This is a genomic window from Aliirhizobium sp. YIM B11859 (assembly GCF_057163345.1).
Genome location: NZ_JBXHAY010000005.1, coordinates 321,949 through 342,045, shown reverse-complemented (window position 1 = coordinate 342,045; position 20,097 = coordinate 321,949). Strand labels below are relative to the sequence as shown.

21 protein-coding genes are annotated in these 20,097 nt (G+C 61.9%); 6 read left to right on the top strand and 15 right to left on the bottom strand.

The annotated features are described in order from the left end of the window. Positions 1-530 precede the first annotated feature (530 nt). Positions 531-2,273, bottom strand: a complete 1,743-nt coding sequence (locus AC2GXZ_RS21130; protein ID WP_483761174.1) for a LysM peptidoglycan-binding domain-containing protein — start codon at positions 2,271-2,273, stop codon at positions 531-533. A 156-nt stretch (positions 2,274-2,429) separates the two neighbouring features. On the opposite strand from AC2GXZ_RS21130, the gene AC2GXZ_RS21125 reads away from it, so the two are divergent. Then, the gene (locus AC2GXZ_RS21125; RefSeq protein WP_483761247.1) at positions 2,430-3,050 is read left to right on the top strand and encodes an LOG family protein; all 621 of its coding nucleotides are present in this window, start codon (positions 2,430-2,432) and stop codon (positions 3,048-3,050) included. A 111-nt stretch (positions 3,051-3,161) separates the two neighbouring features. On the opposite strand, the gene AC2GXZ_RS21120 is transcribed toward AC2GXZ_RS21125, so the two are convergent. Both AC2GXZ_RS21120 and rarD read right to left on the bottom strand, forming a co-directional pair. Continuing rightward, a complete protein-coding gene (locus tag AC2GXZ_RS21120) occupies positions 3,162-3,491 on the bottom strand; it encodes a DHCW motif cupin fold protein (RefSeq protein WP_483761173.1) in 330 nt (109 codons plus the stop codon). 31 nt (positions 3,492-3,522) lie between these two features. Further along, positions 3,523-4,434, bottom strand: a complete 912-nt coding sequence (gene rarD / locus AC2GXZ_RS21115) for an EamA family transporter RarD (protein ID WP_483761172.1) — start codon at positions 4,432-4,434, stop codon at positions 3,523-3,525. A 350-nt stretch (positions 4,435-4,784) separates the two neighbouring features. On the opposite strand from rarD, the gene AC2GXZ_RS21110 reads away from it, so the two are divergent. Then, positions 4,785-5,405, top strand: coding sequence for a pyridoxamine 5'-phosphate oxidase family protein (locus tag AC2GXZ_RS21110; protein WP_483761171.1), 621 nt, complete (start codon positions 4,785-4,787; stop codon positions 5,403-5,405). Here AC2GXZ_RS21110 and AC2GXZ_RS21105 read toward each other — a convergent pair. Continuing rightward, positions 5,402-6,310 carry a LysR family transcriptional regulator gene (locus AC2GXZ_RS21105; protein ID WP_483761170.1) on the bottom strand — a complete coding sequence of 303 codons (909 nt, stop codon included), beginning with the start codon at positions 6,308-6,310 and terminating at the stop codon, positions 5,402-5,404. The genes AC2GXZ_RS21110 and AC2GXZ_RS21105 overlap by 4 nt on opposite strands. A 107-nt stretch (positions 6,311-6,417) precedes the next feature. On the opposite strand from AC2GXZ_RS21105, the gene AC2GXZ_RS21100 reads away from it, so the two are divergent. Continuing rightward, positions 6,418-7,392 carry an alpha/beta fold hydrolase gene (locus AC2GXZ_RS21100; RefSeq protein ID WP_483761169.1) on the top strand — a complete coding sequence of 325 codons (975 nt, stop codon included), beginning with the start codon at positions 6,418-6,420 and terminating at the stop codon, positions 7,390-7,392. 206 nt (positions 7,393-7,598) lie between these two features. Then, entirely contained in the window at positions 7,599-8,168 is a 570-nt protein-coding gene (locus tag AC2GXZ_RS21095) for a hypothetical protein (RefSeq protein ID WP_483761168.1), read from the top strand. Between the two features lie 82 nt (positions 8,169-8,250). Here the strand turns inward: AC2GXZ_RS21095 and cimA are convergent, their stop codons facing one another. The 8 genes from cimA to AC2GXZ_RS21055 all read right to left on the bottom strand — a co-directional run bounded on the left by cimA (position 8,251) and on the right by AC2GXZ_RS21055 (position 15,656). Next, a complete protein-coding gene (gene cimA / locus AC2GXZ_RS21090) occupies positions 8,251-9,867 on the bottom strand; it encodes a citramalate synthase (RefSeq protein WP_483761246.1) in 1,617 nt (538 codons plus the stop codon). Between the two features lie 11 nt (positions 9,868-9,878). Beyond that, positions 9,879-10,346, bottom strand: coding sequence for a GFA family protein (locus AC2GXZ_RS21085; RefSeq protein ID WP_483761167.1), 468 nt, complete (start codon positions 10,344-10,346; stop codon positions 9,879-9,881). A 34-nt stretch (positions 10,347-10,380) separates the two neighbouring features. Further along, the gene (pip, locus tag AC2GXZ_RS21080) at positions 10,381-11,340 is read right to left on the bottom strand and encodes a prolyl aminopeptidase (protein ID WP_483761166.1); all 960 of its coding nucleotides are present in this window, start codon (positions 11,338-11,340) and stop codon (positions 10,381-10,383) included. Beyond that, the gene (locus AC2GXZ_RS21075) at positions 11,337-11,828 is read right to left on the bottom strand and encodes a GFA family protein (protein ID WP_483761165.1); all 492 of its coding nucleotides are present in this window, start codon (positions 11,826-11,828) and stop codon (positions 11,337-11,339) included. Before AC2GXZ_RS21075 ends, pip begins: the two co-directional genes overlap by 4 nt. After that, positions 11,825-12,340 carry a GFA family protein gene (locus tag AC2GXZ_RS21070; protein WP_483761164.1) on the bottom strand — a complete coding sequence of 172 codons (516 nt, stop codon included), beginning with the start codon at positions 12,338-12,340 and terminating at the stop codon, positions 11,825-11,827. The genes AC2GXZ_RS21075 and AC2GXZ_RS21070 overlap by 4 nt, the downstream gene beginning before the upstream one ends. Positions 12,341-12,413: 73 nt before the next feature. Then, complete coding sequence (gene cysS / locus AC2GXZ_RS21065; RefSeq protein ID WP_483761163.1) at positions 12,414-13,799, bottom strand: cysteine--tRNA ligase; 1,386 nt, start codon at positions 13,797-13,799, stop codon at positions 12,414-12,416. Between the two features lie 182 nt (positions 13,800-13,981). Then, complete coding sequence (locus tag AC2GXZ_RS21060) at positions 13,982-15,106, bottom strand: AbrB family transcriptional regulator (protein ID WP_483761162.1); 1,125 nt, start codon at positions 15,104-15,106, stop codon at positions 13,982-13,984. Further along, a complete protein-coding gene (locus AC2GXZ_RS21055) occupies positions 15,099-15,656 on the bottom strand; it encodes a hydrolase (protein ID WP_483761161.1) in 558 nt (185 codons plus the stop codon). The genes AC2GXZ_RS21060 and AC2GXZ_RS21055 overlap by 8 nt, the downstream gene beginning before the upstream one ends. Positions 15,657-15,815: 159 nt before the next feature. On the opposite strand from AC2GXZ_RS21055, the gene AC2GXZ_RS21050 reads away from it, so the two are divergent. After that, the gene (locus AC2GXZ_RS21050) at positions 15,816-16,430 is read left to right on the top strand and encodes a TetR/AcrR family transcriptional regulator (protein ID WP_483761160.1); all 615 of its coding nucleotides are present in this window, start codon (positions 15,816-15,818) and stop codon (positions 16,428-16,430) included. Between the two features lie 76 nt (positions 16,431-16,506). On the opposite strand, the gene AC2GXZ_RS21045 is transcribed toward AC2GXZ_RS21050, so the two are convergent. The 3 genes from AC2GXZ_RS21045 to AC2GXZ_RS21035 form a co-directional block, all read right to left on the bottom strand. Then, entirely contained in the window at positions 16,507-17,082 is a 576-nt protein-coding gene (locus tag AC2GXZ_RS21045; protein WP_483761245.1) for a DedA family protein, read from the bottom strand. A 161-nt stretch (positions 17,083-17,243) separates the two neighbouring features. Next, positions 17,244-17,984: an SDR family NAD(P)-dependent oxidoreductase gene (locus tag AC2GXZ_RS21040; RefSeq protein WP_483761244.1), complete on the bottom strand. Its 741-nt coding sequence runs from the start codon at positions 17,982-17,984 to the stop codon at positions 17,244-17,246. Between the two features lie 49 nt (positions 17,985-18,033). After that, positions 18,034-19,023, bottom strand: coding sequence for an AraC family transcriptional regulator (locus AC2GXZ_RS21035; protein ID WP_483761159.1), 990 nt, complete (start codon positions 19,021-19,023; stop codon positions 18,034-18,036). 174 nt (positions 19,024-19,197) lie between these two features. On the opposite strand from AC2GXZ_RS21035, the gene AC2GXZ_RS21030 reads away from it, so the two are divergent. After that, positions 19,198-20,046 carry an oxidoreductase gene (locus AC2GXZ_RS21030; RefSeq protein WP_483761158.1) on the top strand — a complete coding sequence of 283 codons (849 nt, stop codon included), beginning with the start codon at positions 19,198-19,200 and terminating at the stop codon, positions 20,044-20,046. Positions 20,047-20,097: the final 51 nt, after the last annotated feature.

The window sequence follows — 20,097 nt, the reverse complement described above, 5'->3', positions numbered from 1 at the left end:
TTTCCAATAGGTGGAAGGCTGCCATCGCGGTCCTGCGCGAAGCTGATCAACAGTCACAAGTTGTGGTGCGGCGGGGATGCGCGCAATTGTCTTTGTCCGCCCCGGCAGGGCCGGCTCGGTTGAAAGGGAAGAGGGCAGGCGGTGGTATATGGGGTTTGGTATGTCAGGCTTTCCGCCTGCCCCGGCCGCTTCGTTCGATCGCACGGGACGTGTCAGTTCCCGTCGGATCTCAAGTCACGGCCATCACCGGAAACCGAGCCCTGTCGAGCCGGGTGATGCGACCGGTTCGCGAACCCGGTTTCCCATCCGATGACGCCGTCATTATCGATATGGCCAAAAAGACGGGGAAGGTGGAAGCATCTCTTCCAAGGCAAGTGCCTGATATTGAAGTCGCCCTTCTTTCGCAGGGGCTGCAATCATCCCCGCCTCGGCAGGCTGCAGATCCGCTGCGTTCCAAAATACAGCCCCGAAACGAAACGGCCGGCGGTCGTTGGAACCGCCGGCCGTGATCGAAATGGAGCGGATGGCGCTCAGCCCTTGTGATGCATCATCCGTTCGCGGTGCAGCTCTTCCGAATCCGGACGATATTCTTCCGGCACGCCGAAAATCTGGCCCGGCTGGATGATGTCCGGATTGGCGATCTGCTGTTCGTTGGCGAGATAGATCGTCGTGTAACGCACGCCCTGTCCATAGGCGCGGCGGGCGATCTGCCACAGTGTATCGCCGCGGCGGATGATGACGGAGCTTCGGTCGCTCTGGGTCAGCGGCGCCTGTTCGATCGTGCGTGTACCGGACGTGCCATTCGACGATGCAACAGTTTGTGGTGCCCCGCCGAACTGCTGCGCCAGTGCCGGTCCGACCGTCTCGGCGATCAGCTTCGTCAGGCCGTCGATTGCCGCGCCGACAGCTGCCACCTCGCGCGGCAGCGCATCAAGCGTCTGGCGCGCTGCGGCCGCATGCCGTGCGGTAACGCCCACGGTTTCCGTTGCGCTCACCGAAGCACCGGAAGGCAGACGGTATTCGGCAAGCGTCTGCAATGCGATGCCGGTTGCCGAGCGGGCGGCCGCCATGTTTTCCAGCGTCGGCACCTTGCCGCCGTCGTAAAGGCCCTTGAGCAGCGAGAATGCCTTGGCCACCTGGCTACGCAGGTTGTCGAAAGCGCCGCCGTCGATGGCTGTAACGCTGCTTGCCGGCGAGGGCGATGCAATGGCTGCCACCTGGTCGCCGGCCGGCCGGTTGAACGGAACCTCGACACGGACGATCACCTGGCCGTTGGCGCTGAGCGTCTCGACGGCGATCCGGTGGTCGCCGACCGTCAGGTTGGCATTGCCGTCGATGACGAAATGCCCGTCCTGGCCGGCCTGTGCCTGACCGATCACCGATCCGTCGGTCGAGCCGCGAACCTTGAGACCGGGCCGGGAGATGCCGGCGATGAAGATTTTCGCGCCTTCGATCTCGACCGCCGAAATCTGCAATTCGCCCGACATGGCGGGCTGGGCCGGTGCCGAAACCGTGGACGCGGCAGAAGGGGCGGTGGCGGAAGCGGATGCGACGTCGCTCAAACCCGAAGCGGCAGGCACGGAAGGTGGTGCCGCAGCCGGTGCGGCGGCCGTGGTCGTCGGTGCTGATGCTGTACCGCCGGTCGCAGCGCTTTTGCCGGTTTCTTCCGGAACCGCGATCAGCCGGCTCGCCTTGCCGGGTTTGGTCACCATGGCGAGCAGCTTGCCGCTCTTGTCGGCGGGGACGGAAACGGTTGCGGTTTCCTCCGAGGTCGTCACCTTGCCATCCTTGGCCGTCGCTTTCAGCACCAGCTGGTGGTCGCCCGGCGGCAGCGGCTTGTCGAGCACGATGGCGAAATCGCCACTCGGTCCGACTTCGACCTTGGCGATCACCGCATCGCCATTGGCGACCTCGAGTGTCGAATGAGGTGCGGCATGGCCGGCGATCACGGCGGAACCGTCCGGCTCGACGCGCAGCACGTCGAAGGTCGGCATATCGGTTGCGGCCGTCTGGGATACGTCGCTGCTGGCCGGTGCATTGGTCGCTGGCGCAGTGGCTGCCGGTGCGGTTGCTGGTGGCGCAGCTTTGGCGGTTTCTTCCTGGACCGGTTTCTGGCCTTCCTTCACCGCGTCTTTCACCGCATTGCCAGCCGCGTTTATCGCCTCGCCGATCGGTTTGCCGTCTTTGTTGATCCTCGGCATTACGACGAAGATCATCAGCAAGGATGCTATGGCAAGTACAATCAATGCGAGCCAGCCGGCACGGTTGTTCATCGTCTGTCGCCTCACAGGGCCTGAGTTTCCGCTACTTTACCGATTAGCCGGTTCCACCCGCATTAACAAGCTTTTCACACCATAAAGCCTTGCTCTTGCGGGCTTTTCCCGTCAATTTTGCGCGACGCGGACCTGTCTCCGCGCAAGTTGAAATGCCTGACGGAGAAAACTGTGCCAATACGATCCATCTGTGTTTACTGCGGTTCCCAGCCCGGCCGTGATCCGGCCTATATCGCTGCCGGCCGCGCGCTCGGAAAATCGATTGCTGCACACGGCATCCGCCTCGTTTATGGCGGCGGCACCAAGGGCATCATGGGCGCAGTTGCGGCCGGCGTGCTGGCGAATGGTGGCCAGGTGACCGGCATCATTCCCGATTTTCTGGTCGACATGGAGGCGACGCGCCATTCGCTCGGCCAGCTCAACGAACTGATCGTCACCAAGGACATGCATGAGCGCAAGCACAAGATGTTCGAGCGGTCGGATGCGTTCGTGACGCTGCCCGGCGGCATCGGCACGCTGGAGGAGATCGTCGAGATCATGACCTGGGGTCAGCTCGGCCGTCACGAAAAGCCAATGGTATTTGCCAATATCGGCGGTTTCTGGGATCCGATGCTGTCGCTCGTCACCCACATGCGCGCCGAAGGCTTCATCCACCGCGCCCATCTCGTCCAGCCGCTGGTCATCTCCGAAGTGGACGACATCGTACCGGCGATCATCGAGCGTGACGAAGAAACCGCTTCGTCCAAGGGCGAAGAGGCGGTCATTTCCAAGCTCTGAGGCGATCCGTGCGCCACACTGGTGCTGCGTCGAGTTGAGCCTGATTTCACGACAGTGCTGTTTTTCTCGTTATCCTCGGGACAGGCCCGAGGATGACGTCGGAGGCAATTCTCAGTCGACGATGAACAGTTTTGCGCCGGTCGTGGTCGACGAGCGATGCGGCTCGGCCTTGTCGGCCACCTGGTAGCTCATGCCGGGCTTCAAGACGAATACTCGTCCATCGGCGAGCTCGGTCGTCATTTCACCTTCCAGGCAGAGCAGGATATGACCCTTTTCGCACCAGTGGTCGGCAAGATAGCCCGGCGAATGCTCGACCATCCGTACCCGGATCGATCCGAAATGCTGCGTCCGCCAGGTGGAATGGCCGGTGTCGCCCTTATGCTCCGTCGGTTCGATCTGCGACCAGTCGGTGGTGCCGAAGGGTATGTCTGCCATATGCATTGAATATCGGTCCTTGTAATCAGCGGGCCAATCAGCGGCCTCGCAACTGCCGCAGCATGGCGATTGTGTAGAGCACGAGTGCTGCCCAGATCAGCACGAAACTGACAAGCTTGATCGAGCTGAGCGGCTCGTGGAAGGCGAAGACGGCAACGAGGAAAATCAGCGTCGGCGCGATATACTGCATGATACCGATCGTCGACAGTCTCAACAGTTTTGCGCCATTGGCATAGATCATCAACGGTCCGGCCGTGACAACGCCGGAGAGTGCCAGCATCCCCATATCGTAATTGGTACCGTGGAGGAAATGCCCTTGGCCGGTCACCTCGAGCCAGATCACATAGGGAAGCATCGGGATGCTGATCAAAAGCACTTCGAGAAAGAACCCCTGGTTGGGGCCGATCGGCAGGGTTTTGCGCAACAGCGCATAAATACCCCAGCTGAAAGCGAGTGCCAGTGAAATCCAGGGCAGGCCGCCGGCGCCCCAGGTGAGGATCGCGACGGCGACGAACGCGAGTGCGATCGCCGCCTTCTGCAGCCGCGCTAGCTTTTCCTTCAAGACCACCGCGGCGAGAAGGATGCTGAACAGCGGATTGATGAAATACCCGAGTGCCGCATCGAGCGCATGGTCGTTGGCGACCGCCCAGACATAGATGCCCCAATTGGCGGTGATGAAGGTGGCGGTGACGCAGGCCATGCCCAGCATGCGCGGGTTCTTCAGCGCCGCGGAAACATCCTTCGTGCGGCCAAGAATGATCAGCACCAGGCCGGCGAACGGAACCGACCAGAGCGCCCGGTGGGCCAGAACCTCGAGGGCAGGCAGATGTCCGACAGCCTTGAGATAAAAGGGCAGGAAGCCCCACAACACATAGGCCGTCAGCCCGAAGGCAAAACCCCGCGGCGTGTCCTCGTTGGGAATGACGGGGGCGGCATTTTCGGTAGCCATGAGCGCGTTTCCTGCAGTGTTTCCGGCATTCTGTTGTTGATTGTTCTGGTCGCAATACAGGATCGGCCCGCAGCCCGCCAATTCATTTCGGTGAAGCTCGCATTGAGATAACTCATCCATGCCGCCACGATTGCGGGCATTAACGCGAAAAGCCCCATGACGACGCGATCAGCTACGAGGGAAGTGATTGCCGGATGTCCCGCCCACCACTTCCCCATTTTTCGGCGAGGTGATGTTCGAAAGCGCCCGATTATGGTGGTTGCGGAAAGAAGGCATAGTGTCTCCAGAAGCGGACAGGCCAGCGAAAAACATCGGCCTGTTCCGACCTTCCTTCTTCGTGGAGAACGATCATGTCCTACGGATTTATGGATATCGCCTCGACGCCGAGCGTCAGGGCCGCGCAGGCGCAAATGGGTGTCGACAAGTTCTGGGAGAATTTCTCCGGGCATCGCGAAATGGACCGGTTCACCGAAAACGAGGCGGCCTTCATCGCTCTGCGTGACAGTTTCTACATGGCGACCGTGTCAGAAACCGGCTGGCCTTATGTCCAGCATCGCGGCGGCCCGCCAGGCTTTCTCAAGATGGTGGACGAAAAGACGCTCGCCTTCGCCGATTACAGCGGCAATCGGCAATATATTTCGACCGGCAATCTGGCCGCCAGCGACAAGGCCTGCCTTTTCCTGATGGATTATCCGCGCCGTGCCCGGCTGAAGATCTACGCCCATGTCGAAAAGCTTTCGCTCGACGCCGATCCGGCGCTGACGGCGTTGGTGACCGATGCTGATTATCGAGGGCGGGCCGAGCGGATCTTCCGGCTGCGGCTCGATGCCTTCGACTGGAACTGCCCGCAGCACATCACTCCGCGCTTCACCGAGAGCGAGGTCGGTGACGCCGTCCGTCCGCTGCAGGAGCGGCTGCGAGAGCTTGAAGCGGAAAATGCCACCCTGCGGGAAAGGGCAGGCGCGGCCTAACCGCCGATCGGGAAGATGGATCGCAGCCTGGGCAGTGCGAAGTCGAGGAAACTGCGCATCTTCAGCGGCATCTGGCCCCGCGATGCATGGACGAGGCTGACGGGAACGGGATCGGCTTCGTAGTCCTCAAGGATGATTTCCAGGTCGCCGGCCTTCACCGCATCGGCGACCTGATAGTGGAACAGCCGGATGACGCCGGTATTGCGGCAGGCGGCGCGCACCGCCGCATCGACCGTCGTCACCGACAGCCGCGATGTCATCGATACGAGGAGGGGCGCGTTTGTCTGCCGGTCGTAAAATGGCCAGCTGGCGGGCGAGATCGGACCTTCGACGGTGACCGCCGGCAGGCACGAAAGTTCCTCTGGTGTTTGCGGGATACCGTACTGGGCAAGCAGTTGCGGGCCGGCACAGATGACCATCCGCATCGGGCCGATCGTGGTGGCGACCATCGAACTGTCAGGCAGCCTGCCGATGCGAACGGCCATGTCGACCTGCTCTTCGAAGAGCTGGAGGTTCCGGTCCCGCAGCATGAGAGAAATGTCGATCTGCGGAAACTGGGCGAGGAAGTCTGTGACGACCGGCAGAACGTGCAGCTGGCCGAACTGGACGGGCGCGGTGATCACCAGCCGGCCCTTCGGCGCGGTGAACTCGCCGGCGGCTTCCCGCTCCGCTTCCTCGACCTGTTCGATGATGCGCCGGGCGGCGGCAAGGTAGGTGGTGCCGGTGTCGGTCAGCCGGATATTGCGGGTGCTGCGCAGAAGAAGCTTCGCGCCGAGTGCAGCTTCGAGATCGGAAATCTTCCGGGTCAGCGTCGTGACCGGAACATCGAGAAAACGTGCGGCCGCCGAAAAGCTCTCCTTTTCGGCAACCGCGATCAGCATCGACATCGCTTCTATGCGGTCCATCGTCTTCCTGTTTGCCGGCTGTGCCGGGCATTCACGTCGGTGGCCGAGAAAGACCGACATCAGGGTCGAAATTTTTGAATTTATTGTCAACCAGTTGGAGAACCCAAATGAAACGATTGATGATTGCTTTTGCTCTGTCCTTTTCTGCTCTCGCACCGCTCGTCGCCGCACCGGCGCTCGCAGCCGACATCATCCAGGCGGCGCGTCCGGCTCCCGCCGTGGTGCATTATCGCTCCGCCACCGTTGACGGCGTGAACATGTTCTATCGGGAGGCAGGCCCTGCCGACGGTCCCGTCGTCCTGCTCCTGCATGGCTTCCCCACGTCTTCGCATATGTTCCGCAACCTGATCCCGCTGCTTGCCGACCGCTACCGGGTCATAGCCCCCGATTATCCCGGTTTCGGCCATAGCGACGCGCCGGATCACACGAAATTCACCTATAGTTTCGGCCATTACGCCGACATGGTGGACAATCTCCTCGGCCAGATCGGCGCCACGAAATATGCCATGTATGTGATGGATTACGGCGCACCCGTCGGTTACCGGCTGGCGCTCAAACATCCCGATCGCGTCTCCGCCCTGATCGTCCAGAACGGCAATGCCTATGACGAGGGCCTCAGGGAATTCTGGGATCCGGTCAAGACCTACTGGAAGAGCGGTGCGGCCAGGGATCGCGAGGCTTTGTCCAGTCTTGTGACGCTCGATATCACCAAGTTCCAGTATACCGATGGCGTCAAGGACGTGTCGCGCATCAGCCCCGACAACTGGCTGCAGGATCAGGCACTGCTCGACCGCCCGGGCAACAAGGATATCCAGCTCGACCTGTTCTACGACTACCGCACCAATGTACCGCTTTATCCGCAGTTCCAGGCTTTCTTCCGCGATCGCAAGCCGCCGACGCTGATCGTATGGGGCAAGAACGACAAGATCTTTCCCGAAGAAGGTGCGCATCCCTATCTCCGCGATCTCCCGGATGCCGAATTCCATATCCTCGATACCGGCCATTTTGCACTCGAGGACAAGCTCGACGAGATGGCGCCGCTGATCGGAGATTTCCTCGACCGGACGCTGTCCGGGCACTGAGGGCAATATGCCGGAGGCCGTCCCCGGTTGCGGGACGGCGGCATGAGCAGAAACAATGGGCTGGAGCGCGGCGAGCCGATCCGAAGGATCGCGTCGCGCTTCGGCCGAAACCTTTGTCCATTCCTGTCGCATCGATCCGAAATCGATTCCGATTTGCGGATCGATGCGATAGCATCCCGTCGTGATAACCGGCAAAGGTGGGGGCTATGGCCGTTCGAAAAGTCGTTCTTGTTCTGGCTGCAGTCTCAGGTCTTGCACCACAGGCCTTCGGGCAGAATGCGCGCATGCAGGATGCGCAAGGCGCGTCTGCCTATGATGAGACGTTGAACGATCTTCTGACACAGAGCATCGTGCGCGATATTGCCTCGGTGCGCAGCGAATGCCTGGCGGCAGACCCCGTCTACCGGCTCGACTGTGTCCGCCAGGGCCTGGAACTGACCTCGCGGCGCGCGCCCTATCACGGCGATTACGGCCCGATGCGCGAAGCCTTGAGGGCAGGGGCGGCAGCGGTCGCACCGATCATCGCCGGCAAGCGCGATGATGCAAGGGACAGGTTGGAAGTCAGCCCCGGCACCAATCCCCGTTTCAAGTCCCGGCGTTATTACACACCGACGACGGCCGCCGGTTACGACGCCACCAAGGCCGAGGCGTTCAAGGCGCTCGACGCCACCCAGTCCCGACTGCTCGACATCGGCAAGCGCTCGGCAGCCTGGAACGGCACCTATACGACGGTCGCGATCGCCGTCGCCTCGCTTGCGGATGTGTTGCGGAAATAAGCGTGAAGACCGGTCGCGGATCGAAAGTCTGACCGCCGCGGCTATGCTGACCGGGTGTTGCAGTCAGCGGTTTGTTGGACTGTTATTCCGCCGCGATCTTGCCCGCCAGCTGGCGGTTCTTCATCAGCTTGTAGATCACCGAATCCATCAATGCCTGGAACGAGGCGTCGATGATGTTTTCCGACACGCCCACCGTCCACCAGCGCACGCCGCTTCCATCGGTGGATTCGATCAGCACGCGGGTGATTGCCTCGGTGCCGCCGTTCAGGATACGCACCTTGAAATCGGCAAGCAGAAGGTCGTCGATCTCGTTCTGGTATTTGCCGAAATCCTTGCGAAGTGCCAGATCGAGCGCGTTGACCGGACCTTCGCCTTCGGCAACCGACATATGCGGCTCGCCATCGATAACGATCTTCACTACGGCCTCCGACACGGTTTTCACCCGTCCGAAACTGTCGAAGCGGCGCTCCACCATCACCCGGAAACCGTCGACATCGAAGAAATCGGGAATGACGCCGAGCGTCCGGCGGGCGAGCAGTTCGAAACTCGCATCCGCCCCCTCATAGGCATAACCGGAGGCCTCTCGCTCCTTGACGATCGAGATCAGCTGGTCGAGCTTCGGATCATCCTTGGCGACCTCGATGCCGCGCCGCTTGAGGGCATTGATGAAGTTCGACTTGCCGCCCTGGTCCGAGACCATCACCTTGCGGAAATTGCCCACGCTGTCCGGCGTCACATGTTCGTAGGTGCGCGGATCCTTCAGCAGTGCCGAGGCATGGATGCCAGCCTTTGTGGCAAAGGCAGATGCGCCGACATAGGGCGCCTGATGGTTCGGCGAGCGGTTCAACAGTTCGTCAAAAGCGTGACTCAGGCGCGTCAGGCCGGCCAGCCGCTCCGGGTCGATCGCCGTCTCGAAGCGGGAGGCATAGGCCTCCTTCAGACAGAGCGTGGCAATCAGAGTGATGAGATTGGCATTGCCGCAGCGTTCGCCTATGCCGTTCAGCGTACCCTGCACCTGCCGACAGCCGGCCTCGATCGCTGCGAGCGAATTGGCGACCGCCTGGCCGGTATCGTCATGCGCGTGGATGCCGAGCGACGAGCCGGGAATACCGGCGGCAATGACGGCAGACACGATCGCCCGCACCTCGTCCGGCTGCGTACCGCCATTGGTGTCGCAAAGCACGATCCAGCGGGCACCCGTTTCGTACGCTGCGCGGGCGCAGGCAAGTGCATAATCCGGGTTGGCCTTGTAACCGTCGAAGAAATGTTCGCAATCGACCAGCGGCTCGCGGCCGGCAAAACGGGCCGCCTCGACGCTGTCGCGGATCGATTGCAGGTTCTCCTCGTCTGAGCAGCCGAGCGCCACCCTGACGTGGTAATCCCAACTCTTGGCGACGAAACAGATGGCGTCGCTTTTCGCCTGCAGCAAGGTTGCCAGCCCCGGATCGTTGGAGGCGGAAATGCCGGCCCGCTTGGTCATGCCGAAGGCGACGAAGGACGCCCGTGACGTGCGCTTTTGCGAAAAGAAGGCGGTGTCGGTCGGATTGGCTCCGGGATAACCGCCCTCGATATAATCGAAGCCGAATTCATCGAGCATCGCCGAGATCGCGATCTTGTCCTCGACGGAAAAATCGACGCCGGGCGTCTGCTGCCCGTCGCGTAATGTTGTGTCGAAGAGATAGAGGCGTTCGCGTGTCATCGGGGCGCGGGTCATGGTCTCGGCCATTCTGTCGTGTCGTGATCGGGATGCTGGTGAGGGCGGCGGCGCGCGATCTGTTCGGCTGTCGCCGTGCTTGGCTGTTCCGGCAGGCCGGCCATGGCGTTGAACCACGGCATTCGGCTGTCAGTGAAATACTGTTTGTCCGGCACGATTGCCGTCGGTTCGTCGAGGCTGCCGATCGACAGGTCGATCATGCCCTCGCCGATCGGCTGGAAACTGAGCGGTGTACCGCAGGCAGCGCAAAAACCGCGTTCTGCCGCTTCCGAGCTGCGATAAAGCGAGGGGCGCCCGCGTGTCCATTCGACATCTGTCGCCGCGACGGTAAAGAACGGCCAGACCACCGAGCCTACGGCCTTCTGGCACATGCGGCAGTGGCAGATCGCCCGGTCGGCGACCGGGCCACCAACCGCATAACGCACGGCGCCGCACTGGCATCCGCCAGTCATATGTCCACTCATCTGCTCCTCCCTTCCTCTCTTGCCTTGGCCGGTGCTACGTTTTCCCCGCAAATCTGTCCGTCGCGCGGATCAGCTTGTCGGTAATGCCCGGCTCGGAAACCGAGTGCCCGGCGCCCTCGACGATGTGAAAATCCGCGTCGGTCCACACTTTCGACAGCTGGAAGGCATATTTCAGCGGGCAGGGCATGTCGTAGCGGCCATGCACGATGACGCCGGGAATGCCGTTGAGTTTCGCCGCGTCGCGCAGCAGCTGGCCATCTTCGAGCCAGCCGTCATTGACGAAGAAGTGGTTTTCGATGCGGGCAAAGGCGAGCGCGAAATGGTCCTCGTCATGGTTGGAGGCGAGCTGCGGGTCGGGAAGAAGCGTGATCGTCGATCCTTCCCACACGCTCCAGGCCTTGGCGCAGCGGATCTGTTCGGCCCGGTCGCTGCCGGTCAGGCGGCGGTGATAGGCCGCCATCATCTCGTGGCGTTCATCGACTGGGATGGGCGCGACAAACGCCTCCCACTTGTCGGGGAACATTTCAGACACGCCGAACTGGTAATACCAGTCGAGTTCAGCCCTGGTCAGCGTATAGACGCCGCGCAGCAGAAGCTCGGTCACCCTCTGCGGATGCGTCTGGGCATAGGCGAGCGCCAGCGTCGATCCCCAGGAGCCGCCGAACACCTGCCATTTATCGACCCCGGTCATCTCCCGCAGCCGTTCGATATCGGCGACCAGATGCCAGGTCGTGTTGTTGTCCAGGCCGGCATGTGGCGTCGAACGTCCGCAGCCACGCTGGTCGAACAGAAGAATGTCGTAAAGCGCGGGGTCGAACAGGCGCGACTGGATCGAGGTTATTCCGCCGCCTGGTCCGCCATGCAGGAAGACAACCGGTTTTGCCCCCTTCGTGCCATGCCTTTCGAAATAGATCACATGGCCGTCGCCGACATCGAGCGTGCCGGTCTCGTAAGCGACGGTTGCGGGATAAAGCACACGCAGCACTTCGGTCACAGGTGCAGCCCTTTCTCAGGCCAGATTTCCGTATCGTGGTCGGGATGCTGGAAGGAGATGATCTGCTCCTGCTTGACCGCATCCTCGCCGGCATCGCGCACCGGCTGGTCGAAAATCGTCGTGACCCAGGAAATATGGGTGGAGTAGTTCACCTGGATTTTCGGCGAAAGATCGTCGCGCTCGTCAAACGCGCCGATCGCCAGTTCCAGCCCGCCGGGATAACGATAGGTCAGCGGCGTGCCGCAGTTTTCGCAGAACCCGCGGTCTATATTGATTGAGGAGTGGAAATATTTGGGCTCACCACGGGTCCATTCGACGCCTCCCTCCGGAGCGCTGACGAGGGGGCCGAAGAACCCGCCGAATGCCTTCTGGCACATCCGGCAATGGCAGATTGAGGCGCGCCCGAGTTCGCCATGGATCCTGAAGCGCACGGCACCGCACTGGCAACCGCCGGACCTCAAGGCGTCCGAATTTGTCGTCTCGCTCATGCGTCATTCTCCTTTATGGATCCACCGGTGGCGGCAACCGCCTGCCAGGTGTCGGTATCGTGGTCCGGATGCTGGTTGGAGGCGATATCGGCGAGGAATGGCGCCTCCTCGAGATCGTCTTCCGTCAGATGTCCCGGCAGGGCATGCAGGTGATCGACGAAAGGCAGCTTGGCTTCGATCCCGTATTGCAATGTCGGCGGCAGGCTCGACGGATCATCGAGGGCCCCGGCGGCAAGCGAAATTCCGTCCATCGCCTCATAGGTGAGCGGCGTGCCGCAATTGTCGCAAAAGCCCCGGCGCACATGGTTGGACGAGTGGAAATATTTCGGTGCCCCGCGTGTCCATGTGAATGCCGCGCCGCGCGTCGAGATCAGTGGCGCATAATAGCCGCCGAACGCCTTCTGGCACATGCGGCAATGACAGATCGACGACTGGCCCGGCTTGCCGTCGACCCGAAACCGAACCGCGCCGCACTGGCACCCGCCGGTATGGACGTGATGCTCTGCACTCATGTCCTTCTCCTTCACGCCTCGGTTGTGATCATAGGTCCGGTTGCCCGCAAGCGGCAAGGCTACCGCGCCAAGCCTACCGCCTGAGCTCCCAGGTCGTCACCCTTTCGCCACTTGCCGCATCCTTGCCGTCCTTCAGCTGGATGCCCTTGGCCGACAGTTCGTCGCGGATGCGGTCGGCCTCGGCAAAGTTCTTTGCCTTGAGCATCTCGAGCCGCATGGCGACGAGCGCATCGACCGCCCCGGCAAGCGCCTCGTCGACTTCCGTCTTTTTCGGCAACACGCCGATCAGCGCGGCACTTGCCGCAAACATCGGCAGCAGCGTCCGGTCGGCATTGGCTTCCTGCGCCAAAGCATGGATGCGCTGCACCACTGCCACCGTGTTGAGATCGTCCGACAGCGCGTCGAGCACGATCGGGCATGGCTGCGCATCCGACGGATCGACCGCCGGCCACTTCGCCAGCAGGCGTTCGGCCTCTTCCAGCCGCTTCACCGAAAAATCGATCGGCTCGCGGTAATGGGTCATCAGCATCGCAAGCCTCAGAACCTCGCCCGGCCATTTGCGGCCACCGAACGTCTCGGTTTCCAGGAGCTGGTTGATGGTGATGAAATTGCCGTCAGATTTCGACATCTTGCGGCCTTCGACCTGGACGAAACCGTTATGCATCCAGACATTTGCCATCACCTGCGTGCCATGGGCGCAGCGGGATTGTGCGATCTCGTTTTCATGATGCGGGAAAATCAGGTCCAGCCCGCCGCCATGGATGTCGAACACCTCGCCAAGATAACGCCCGCTCATCGCCGAGCATTCGATATGCCAGCCCGGACGACCGCGGCCCCAGGGGCTGTCCCAGCCGGGTTCGTTGTTGGAGGAAAGTTTCCACAGGACGAAATCGCCCGGGTTCTTTTTGTGCGCGTCGACGGCGATGCGGGCGCCGGCCTGCTGTTCGTCGAGCGGCCGTTTGGAAAGCTGGCCGTAATCGCTCATCGACTTGGTGTCGAACAGCACTTCGCCTTCCGCCACATAGGCATGGCCGCGGGCGATCAGCTTTTCGATGATCTCGATCATCTCGGCGATATTATCGGTGGCGCGCGGCTCGACGGTCGGCTCAAGGCAGCCGAGAGCGGCAACATCCGCATGGAACTGTTTCGCCGTCTTTTCGGTCACCGCATGGATGGCGTCATTGAGGGCCAGATGCGGAAAATCCCGCAGCGCTCTGGCGTTGATCTTGTCGTCGACGTCGGTAATGTTGCGGGCATAGGTGACGTGGCCGTCGCCATAGACATGACCAAGCAGCCGGAACAGGACATCGAACACGATAACCGGGCGCGCGTTGCCGATATGGGCGAAATCATAGACCGTTGGGCCGCAGACGTAGAGGCGCACGTTGTCGGCATCGATCGGCGAAAACGCCGTCTTGTCGCGGGTCAAGGTATTGTAGAGCTTGAGCGTGACGCTCATTGAAAAATTCTCCCAGGGTCTTCAAGGCATAAAGCCACCGGTACCGGACCGGGGCGTTTGTCTTCAAGGCTTTTCGAGAGACGAAAACGGCCGGACCAGCGCCAAGCGCTAGCGGATAATCTTCCCACAAATGGAAATCGCCGTGTTCATGGCATGGTTTATGGCGTGGGCCGGTTGTTTGGTCAAGAGGCTTGGTCGATCGGCCGGGACGGTTCGCCGAGCAGCCGGTTGGCAACCGCGCGGGCGATCGCCGGCCCGGTCAGCACGACGAACAGGAAACGCCCGATCTGCATCGCCATGACGAAGGGAACGTCGACATTGGTCGATGCGGCGATGATGGCGACCGAATCGGCACCGCCCGGGCTGGTGGCCAGATAGGCGGTCAGCGGATCGACGCCGGTCAGCAGGACCAGGATCGCGGCAAACACGCCGCATACACCCATAAGGCAGGCGACCGAGGCGAGCACGCGCAGAAAATTGCGCGCGGCATAGGCGACGACCTGGCGGGTGAACCGCCCGCCGATCGCCCAGCCGACGACGGCATAGGCGATCGCCAGCATCCACGGCGGCAGGACAAGCGGCATGTCGAAGCCGAATTTGGCAATGAGGCAGGCCGCAAGCGGGCCAAGCAGCGGAGCACCCGGCAAACGCAGAAGGGTGCAGATCCAGGCCGAGACGAAGGCGATTGCCAGTGTCGCCAGCACTGGGATAAGCGGCAGGACCGGAAACCAGTCCACCGCCTTTGCTTCACCCGGCGTCACGCCGAACAGCCGGGCAACGAGCGTCGCGGCAAGCGCGACGCAGACGACCCGGACATACTGCATGAAGGCGACGAGCCGCATGTCGCCGCCATAGGCTTCCGACATCAGCACCATGACCGAGGCAGCACCCGGCGAGGAGCCCCAGATGGCTGTCGTGCCGGGAAAGATCCGGGCCTTGACCATCAGCACGCCGAGCGCGGTGGCGGCAACGGCAGTCGACAGAATACCGATGGCGAAGACATACCACTGGTCGGCGAGTTCGGCGAAGATCGACGGCGGCATGTTGGATGCGATCATCACCCCGATGACGCTCTGAGCGCCGCTGAACGCCAGTTTCGGCAGACGGAAATTCATCCCCGACAAGGCCATCACGATCGCCATCGCCATCGGTCCGAGCAGCAGGGCTGCGGGCAGATGGATGAGTTCGAGGAGCCAGCAGATCAGTAGCGAGCCGGCGGCCAGGATCGCCCAGCGCACCGGTGGCCAGGATGTCAGCCGCTGCCGCCATCCGCCTTTCGGCCCATCTGCCGCGAAACGATCAGCCAAGGGTCAGATCCGCTGTTGTGGTGACGCGCGAAATGCGCGGAAAGACGAATGTGAACGACATTTCGTGCAGATCCTTCGAGATGCCGGTCGAGGCATCCTCGACCACCACCATGTTATAGCCATGTTCCCAGCCGGCGCGAACGGTGGACTCGACGCCGAAATTGGTGGCGATGCCGCCGACGACAATCGTGGTAATGCCCCGCCGGCGAAGCTTGACGTCGAGATCGGTGCCGTGGAACGCGCCCCATTGGCGTTTCGTCACTGTCAGGTCGCCGGGCTGTTGCAGCCCATCGGCGAGTTTCGTCCAGCCTTCGGGATAGTTGCGACCGGCGGCGGCATCGGTGAGGCCGCGCGGCGCATCGCCGAAATCCGGGCCAAAATCGACATTGACGAGAACCACCGGTGCATTTGCCTTGCGGAAGGTATCCGCCAGTTGCCGGCCCTTGGTGAGCACATCGGCGCTGGCGTAAGGGGCGGTATTCATCGCCAATATGCCCATCTGCAGATCGATCAGAACGAGCGCGGTGGTCTTGGGGTCAAGTGCGAGCATGGGTGTCTTTCGGATAGAATATGCGGGGGTATCAAAGGCAAGTTGCAGGCGCAACCGGCATGATGGCGAGCCAGGAGGCCGCGACAGGATGACGAATGGTCTGCATCATGTTATGCGAGGGGCTACTCGCATAACTCCTATTTGAGGATTGCCTCGCAAATGTCAACAGCCACGCCGCCAAAGGCGGTGGAACCGAAGCGCAAACGCGGCCACGAACGGGTGGCGGCCATCGTCGAAACGGCAATCGGCCTGTTTGCAGCCGACGGTTACCGCGCCGTGACCATGTCGGATGTCGCCGCCCGGTCCGGCACTGCCATCGGTTCGCTCTACCGGTTTTTCCCGACCAAGGACGCGCTCGCCCAGGCGATCATGGATCGCTACGGTGCACATCTGACCGACGAGCTTGAAAAGGTGGTGACCATTGCAGCCTCTGCTTCGGCGCAGGATGTTGCCCGTGCGCTGGTGGCGATGATGCGCGGATTGCAGACGGAGAGGGCGGCAGCACTGGTTTTGGCCGATGCCCGCGAGGACGGTTCGCTGCGCCGCGCCGGCCTGCGCCGGCAGATGCTGGAAAAGCTGACGGCGGTCCTGGCGCTGATCGACGGCAAATCGGTGCCGGCGGAGATCGATCAGAGGGCCTGGATGTTGCTTTATGCCCTGAAATCGATCCGCCAGTTCGACCAGGAACATCCGGCGCTGTCGAAGCGCCTGGTCGATGATGCCTGCCTGCTGGTTGGCGCGCTGGTCGCCGCCGGCCTGACGAAATCGGCCTGACGAAATCCGCCTGACGAAATCCGGTTGAGTGGATCGGATTGGCCAAGCCGGAGTGAAGAAGTCGGTTGATCGCGCTTTATCGGCCAACTGTCGGTCGCCGCATCCGTCTTCGGACGAAATACGCAAGCGCGACGGCAATCACCACGGCTGCGGCAAGCGTGATCAACAGGTGAAGATGCAGTCTGAGGCGGCCGAACAGGGTTTCGACGGCATTGCCGAACAGATACCCGATCGCGGTGATCGACACGCCCCAGATCACCGCAGCAATAAAATTGAGGAAAACGAAACGGGCCGCCGGGACCGAGGTCAGCCCGATTGCGATCGGGCTCACCGTGCGCATGCCGTAGATGAACCGGAAGGCGAGGATGAAGCCGGTCGGATGTGTTTCCAGCAGGTGATTGACCTTTTGCGCCGCCTCGGTTTTCAGCGCCCGTTGCACGAGTTTCAACCGGTTGGCATAGCGCCCGGCAAAGAACCAGGCCTGATCGGCCGCAAACGAACCGAAGACGGCCGCCGTCGCCGCCTCCCAGAAGCTGATAAAATGCCGATGAGCGAAAACCCCGCCCAAAAACACCGCCGTCTCGCCTTCGAAAGCGGCGCCGAGAAATACGGCAAGCACGCCGTATTGGGAGATCAGGTGTTCGAGCGACAAGTGGTCGAATGCCAAGAGAGGTCTCCGTAACGGCGAACCGGTGACTGCCGGTTGGTAACAAACTAGATCAGTTTCAGCAAAGTGCGCAGCGGTTTCGCGCCCGCAATCAGTGCAGACCGATGGCAGGCGGACGCACCGCCAACCCCATGTCCTCTCCAGCCTTATTCCGGCAGGCGGTAATCGACGAACCGGTTTTCCCGGACCACGAACAGCTTGCCGCTTTCGGTCAGTTCGGGAGAGGCGAGTGGCAGGATTTTAGCCGCCACTTCGGAAGGATGGGGCAAGATATCCGGATCTTCCCCGGGCATTGCCTGCGCCCGCATCGCCGTGCGGGTGGCGCCCGGATTGACGAGATTGATCTTCAACGGCGTATGCGACATTTCCTCGGCCCAGATCCGCCCCATGGTTTCGACCGCAGCCTTCGACATCGCGTAAACGCCCCAGAAGGAGCGCGGATTGGTGGCAACCCCTGAGGACAAAAGGATCGCCCGGCCGGCATCCGATTTGACCAGCAGCGGTTCGAGCGAACGAACAAGCCGCCACATCGCCGTAACATTGGTGGTCATCACCTTGTCGAACACCTTTGCCTCGATATGGGCAACCGGCGAGATGACGCCGAGAATGCCGGCATTGGCCACCAGAATGTCGAGCTTGCCCCAGCGTTCGAAGATCGAGGCGCCGAGCCGGTCGATCGCCTCCATGTCGGAAAGATCGAAGGGAACGAGCGTCGCCGAACCGCCTGCCGCCTTGATTGCGTCGTCCAGTTCCTCCAGCCCGCCGACGGTGCGGGCGCAGGCGATCACATGCGCACCGGCCTTTGAAAGTTCCAGCGCGGTGAAATAGCCGATGCCGCGCGAGGCGCCGGTGACCAGCGCAATCCTGCCCTTCAGATCGATCGTCATCTTGTCTTTCGCCCTTACAGATATGCTCATGCCTTGCCTTCGAGGCTTGTCACAGGCAAGGGGGAGGCGCAAGTCCTGCATCCTCGTCGCGCAAGGGCTGCGGATTTTTCCGGCCGCCCGGCGCCTCGCCGAAAAGTTTGCGATATTCGCGATTGAACTGCGACTGGCTGCGATAACCGACATCGAAGGCGATAGTGCCGATACGCCCGTCCTCAAGAGAAAGCCGCCGCCGCGCCTCGTGCAACCGCAGCCGCGTTCGAAACTGCAGCGGGCTCATATGGGTGACGGATTTGAACGCCCGGTGAAAGCTGGTGACGCTCATGCCGGCCGTCTCGGCGAGATCGGCGATCTCCACCGGCTGGTCGAAATTCTGCCGGATGAAGGCGGTCGCCCCCGCGATACGGCTGAGCCGCGAACCGCTGGCGACAAAATCCCGCAGCATTGGCGCGAACGCCCCCTGCAGCAACCGGTAGAGGATTTCCCGCTGAAGCAAAGGCGCAAGTGTGGGAATGTCTGTTGGCCGCTCGAGCAGGCGCAGCAGCCGTTCGACCGGTTCCATCAGGTCGCCGGTGACTGGCGCGGTGGCGACGCCGATCGAGGTGCCGACGATCGAGGTGCCGACGATCGGAGCGGTACTGTTTGCCGCCTTGGCCGGGTGCCGCCCGGCTGCATGGATCAATTCGGCGATCGCCGCCTGATCGAGATCGATCGTCAGCGACAGGTGAGGGTTTGCGGGGCTGGCCTCGATGACGCTTGCCGAAACGGGCAGATCGACCACCACCGCCAGGCATTCGCCGGGCGCAATGTCGATCATCCGGTCCTCGATCTGGATCCGCTTGGTGCCCTGTAGCACGATGCACAGGCGCGGATCATAAAGGCTTCGCACCGGACCGAACGGCTGATCGCTGCGAAACAGCGTGACACCGGCAATCGGGGAGGGCCATTTGGCCCCGTTGCAGTGAAACTGCACGAGGCTCTTGAGCCGCCGCTCGGGATCATCGGCCAAGGTGTTCATTTGGGTGTTCATCTGAGCGGTCATGCGGGCATCCACGTCTGCTCCGGTGCGTCACCCGACAGATAGGGCATCCGTGATCTTTTTGGTAGGATCGTGCAAAGGCTTGGCAGCTTCGATCTAAGCCGCCAGCCTTGTGGCCTTTACCTTTCCCTGCATCGGGATCGAACCCGAAGCCAATGCAGCGGAAAGGAAATACCCATGTCGAACGATAAACCCGTCTGGTTGATAACCGGCACATCCTCGGGCCTTGGGCGGGCGATAGCCCAAGCCGCCTTCGAGCGCGGTTATACGGTCGTCGCCACAGCAAGGCGACCCGAAGCCCTGCCGGATTTCGGTGGCCTCGATGCCGAAAGGCTGCTTGCCGCAAAAATGGATGTCACCGATCCGGCCAGTGTCCGTGCCGTGATCGCCGAGGCGCAGGCGCGTTTCGGCAGGATCGATGTCGTCGTCAACGCGGCCGGTTATGGTTATTTGGCGGCGATCGAGGAAGGCGAGGATAAGGGCATCCGAGCCCAGTTCGAAACCAATGTTTTCGGTCTTCTCGATGTCACCCGCGCGGTTCTGCCGGGCATGCGGGCGCGCCGAAGCGGCACGATCGTTAATCTGTCGTCGCTCGGCGGCCTCGTTGCCTTCGGCGCCACTGGTTATTACCACGCAACGAAATTTGCCGTCGAAGCCCTGTCGGAATCACTGTCGCACGAGGTCGCGCCGCTCGGCATCAAGGTGGTGATCGTCGAACCCGGCGCCTTCCGCACCGATTGGGCCGGCCGTTCGATGGTCGAGGCTCCGACGACGATTGCCGATTACGAGGAGACCGCCGGCAAGCGCCGCAAGGCGACCCGTGCCGCCTCCGGCATTCAGCCGGGCGATCCGGCAAGGGCAGCGCTCGCCATCATCAATGCCGTTGAGGCAGGTGATCCGCCGCTTCGCCTGCTTCTGGGCGCGTCTGCGCTGAAGGTCGCTTATGCCCGCCTCGACGCCCTGAAGGCGAATTTCGAGGCCTGGGCGGATGTCACCGTTGCTGTGGATTTTCCGGCAAAAGATTGAGGAAAGCCCGGATCTGTTTGCGTCTGCCGGCAATGCAGGCAAATCCGCAGG

Excerpts from the sequence above, each read along its gene's own strand:
- AC2GXZ_RS21070 (WP_483761164.1), bottom strand. The coding sequence starts at position 12,340 with ATGAGTGCAGAGCATCACGTCCATACCGGCGGGTGCCAGTGCGGCGCG.
- cimA (WP_483761246.1), bottom strand. The coding sequence starts at position 9,867 with ATGACACGCGAACGCCTCTATCTCTTCGACACAACATTACGCGACGGG.
- rarD (WP_483761172.1), bottom strand. The coding sequence starts at position 4,434 with ATGGCTACCGAAAATGCCGCCCCCGTCATTCCCAACGAGGACACGCCG.
- AC2GXZ_RS21120 (WP_483761173.1), bottom strand. The coding sequence starts at position 3,491 with ATGCATATGGCAGACATACCCTTCGGCACCACCGACTGGTCGCAGATC.
- cysS (WP_483761163.1), bottom strand. The coding sequence starts at position 13,799 with ATGAGCGTCACGCTCAAGCTCTACAATACCTTGACCCGCGACAAGACG.
- AC2GXZ_RS21055 (WP_483761161.1), bottom strand. The coding sequence starts at position 15,656 with ATGCTCGCACTTGACCCCAAGACCACCGCGCTCGTTCTGATCGATCTG.
- AC2GXZ_RS21035 (WP_483761159.1), bottom strand. The coding sequence starts at position 19,023 with ATGACCGCTCAGATGAACACCCAAATGAACACCTTGGCCGATGATCCC.
- AC2GXZ_RS21095 (WP_483761168.1), top strand. The coding sequence starts at position 7,599 with ATGGCCGTTCGAAAAGTCGTTCTTGTTCTGGCTGCAGTCTCAGGTCTT.
- AC2GXZ_RS21040 (WP_483761244.1), bottom strand. The coding sequence starts at position 17,984 with ATGACGATCGATCTGAAGGGCAGGATTGCGCTGGTCACCGGCGCCTCG.
- AC2GXZ_RS21085 (WP_483761167.1), bottom strand. The coding sequence starts at position 10,346 with ATGAGTGGACATATGACTGGCGGATGCCAGTGCGGCGCCGTGCGTTAT.
- AC2GXZ_RS21075 (WP_483761165.1), bottom strand. The coding sequence starts at position 11,828 with ATGAGCGAGACGACAAATTCGGACGCCTTGAGGTCCGGCGGTTGCCAG.
- AC2GXZ_RS21030 (WP_483761158.1), top strand. The coding sequence starts at position 19,198 with ATGTCGAACGATAAACCCGTCTGGTTGATAACCGGCACATCCTCGGGC.
- AC2GXZ_RS21100 (WP_483761169.1), top strand. The coding sequence starts at position 6,418 with ATGAAACGATTGATGATTGCTTTTGCTCTGTCCTTTTCTGCTCTCGCA.
- AC2GXZ_RS21105 (WP_483761170.1), bottom strand. The coding sequence starts at position 6,310 with ATGGACCGCATAGAAGCGATGTCGATGCTGATCGCGGTTGCCGAAAAG.
- AC2GXZ_RS21130 (WP_483761174.1), bottom strand. The coding sequence starts at position 2,273 with ATGAACAACCGTGCCGGCTGGCTCGCATTGATTGTACTTGCCATAGCA.
- AC2GXZ_RS21050 (WP_483761160.1), top strand. The coding sequence starts at position 15,816 with ATGTCAACAGCCACGCCGCCAAAGGCGGTGGAACCGAAGCGCAAACGC.
- AC2GXZ_RS21110 (WP_483761171.1), top strand. The coding sequence starts at position 4,785 with ATGTCCTACGGATTTATGGATATCGCCTCGACGCCGAGCGTCAGGGCC.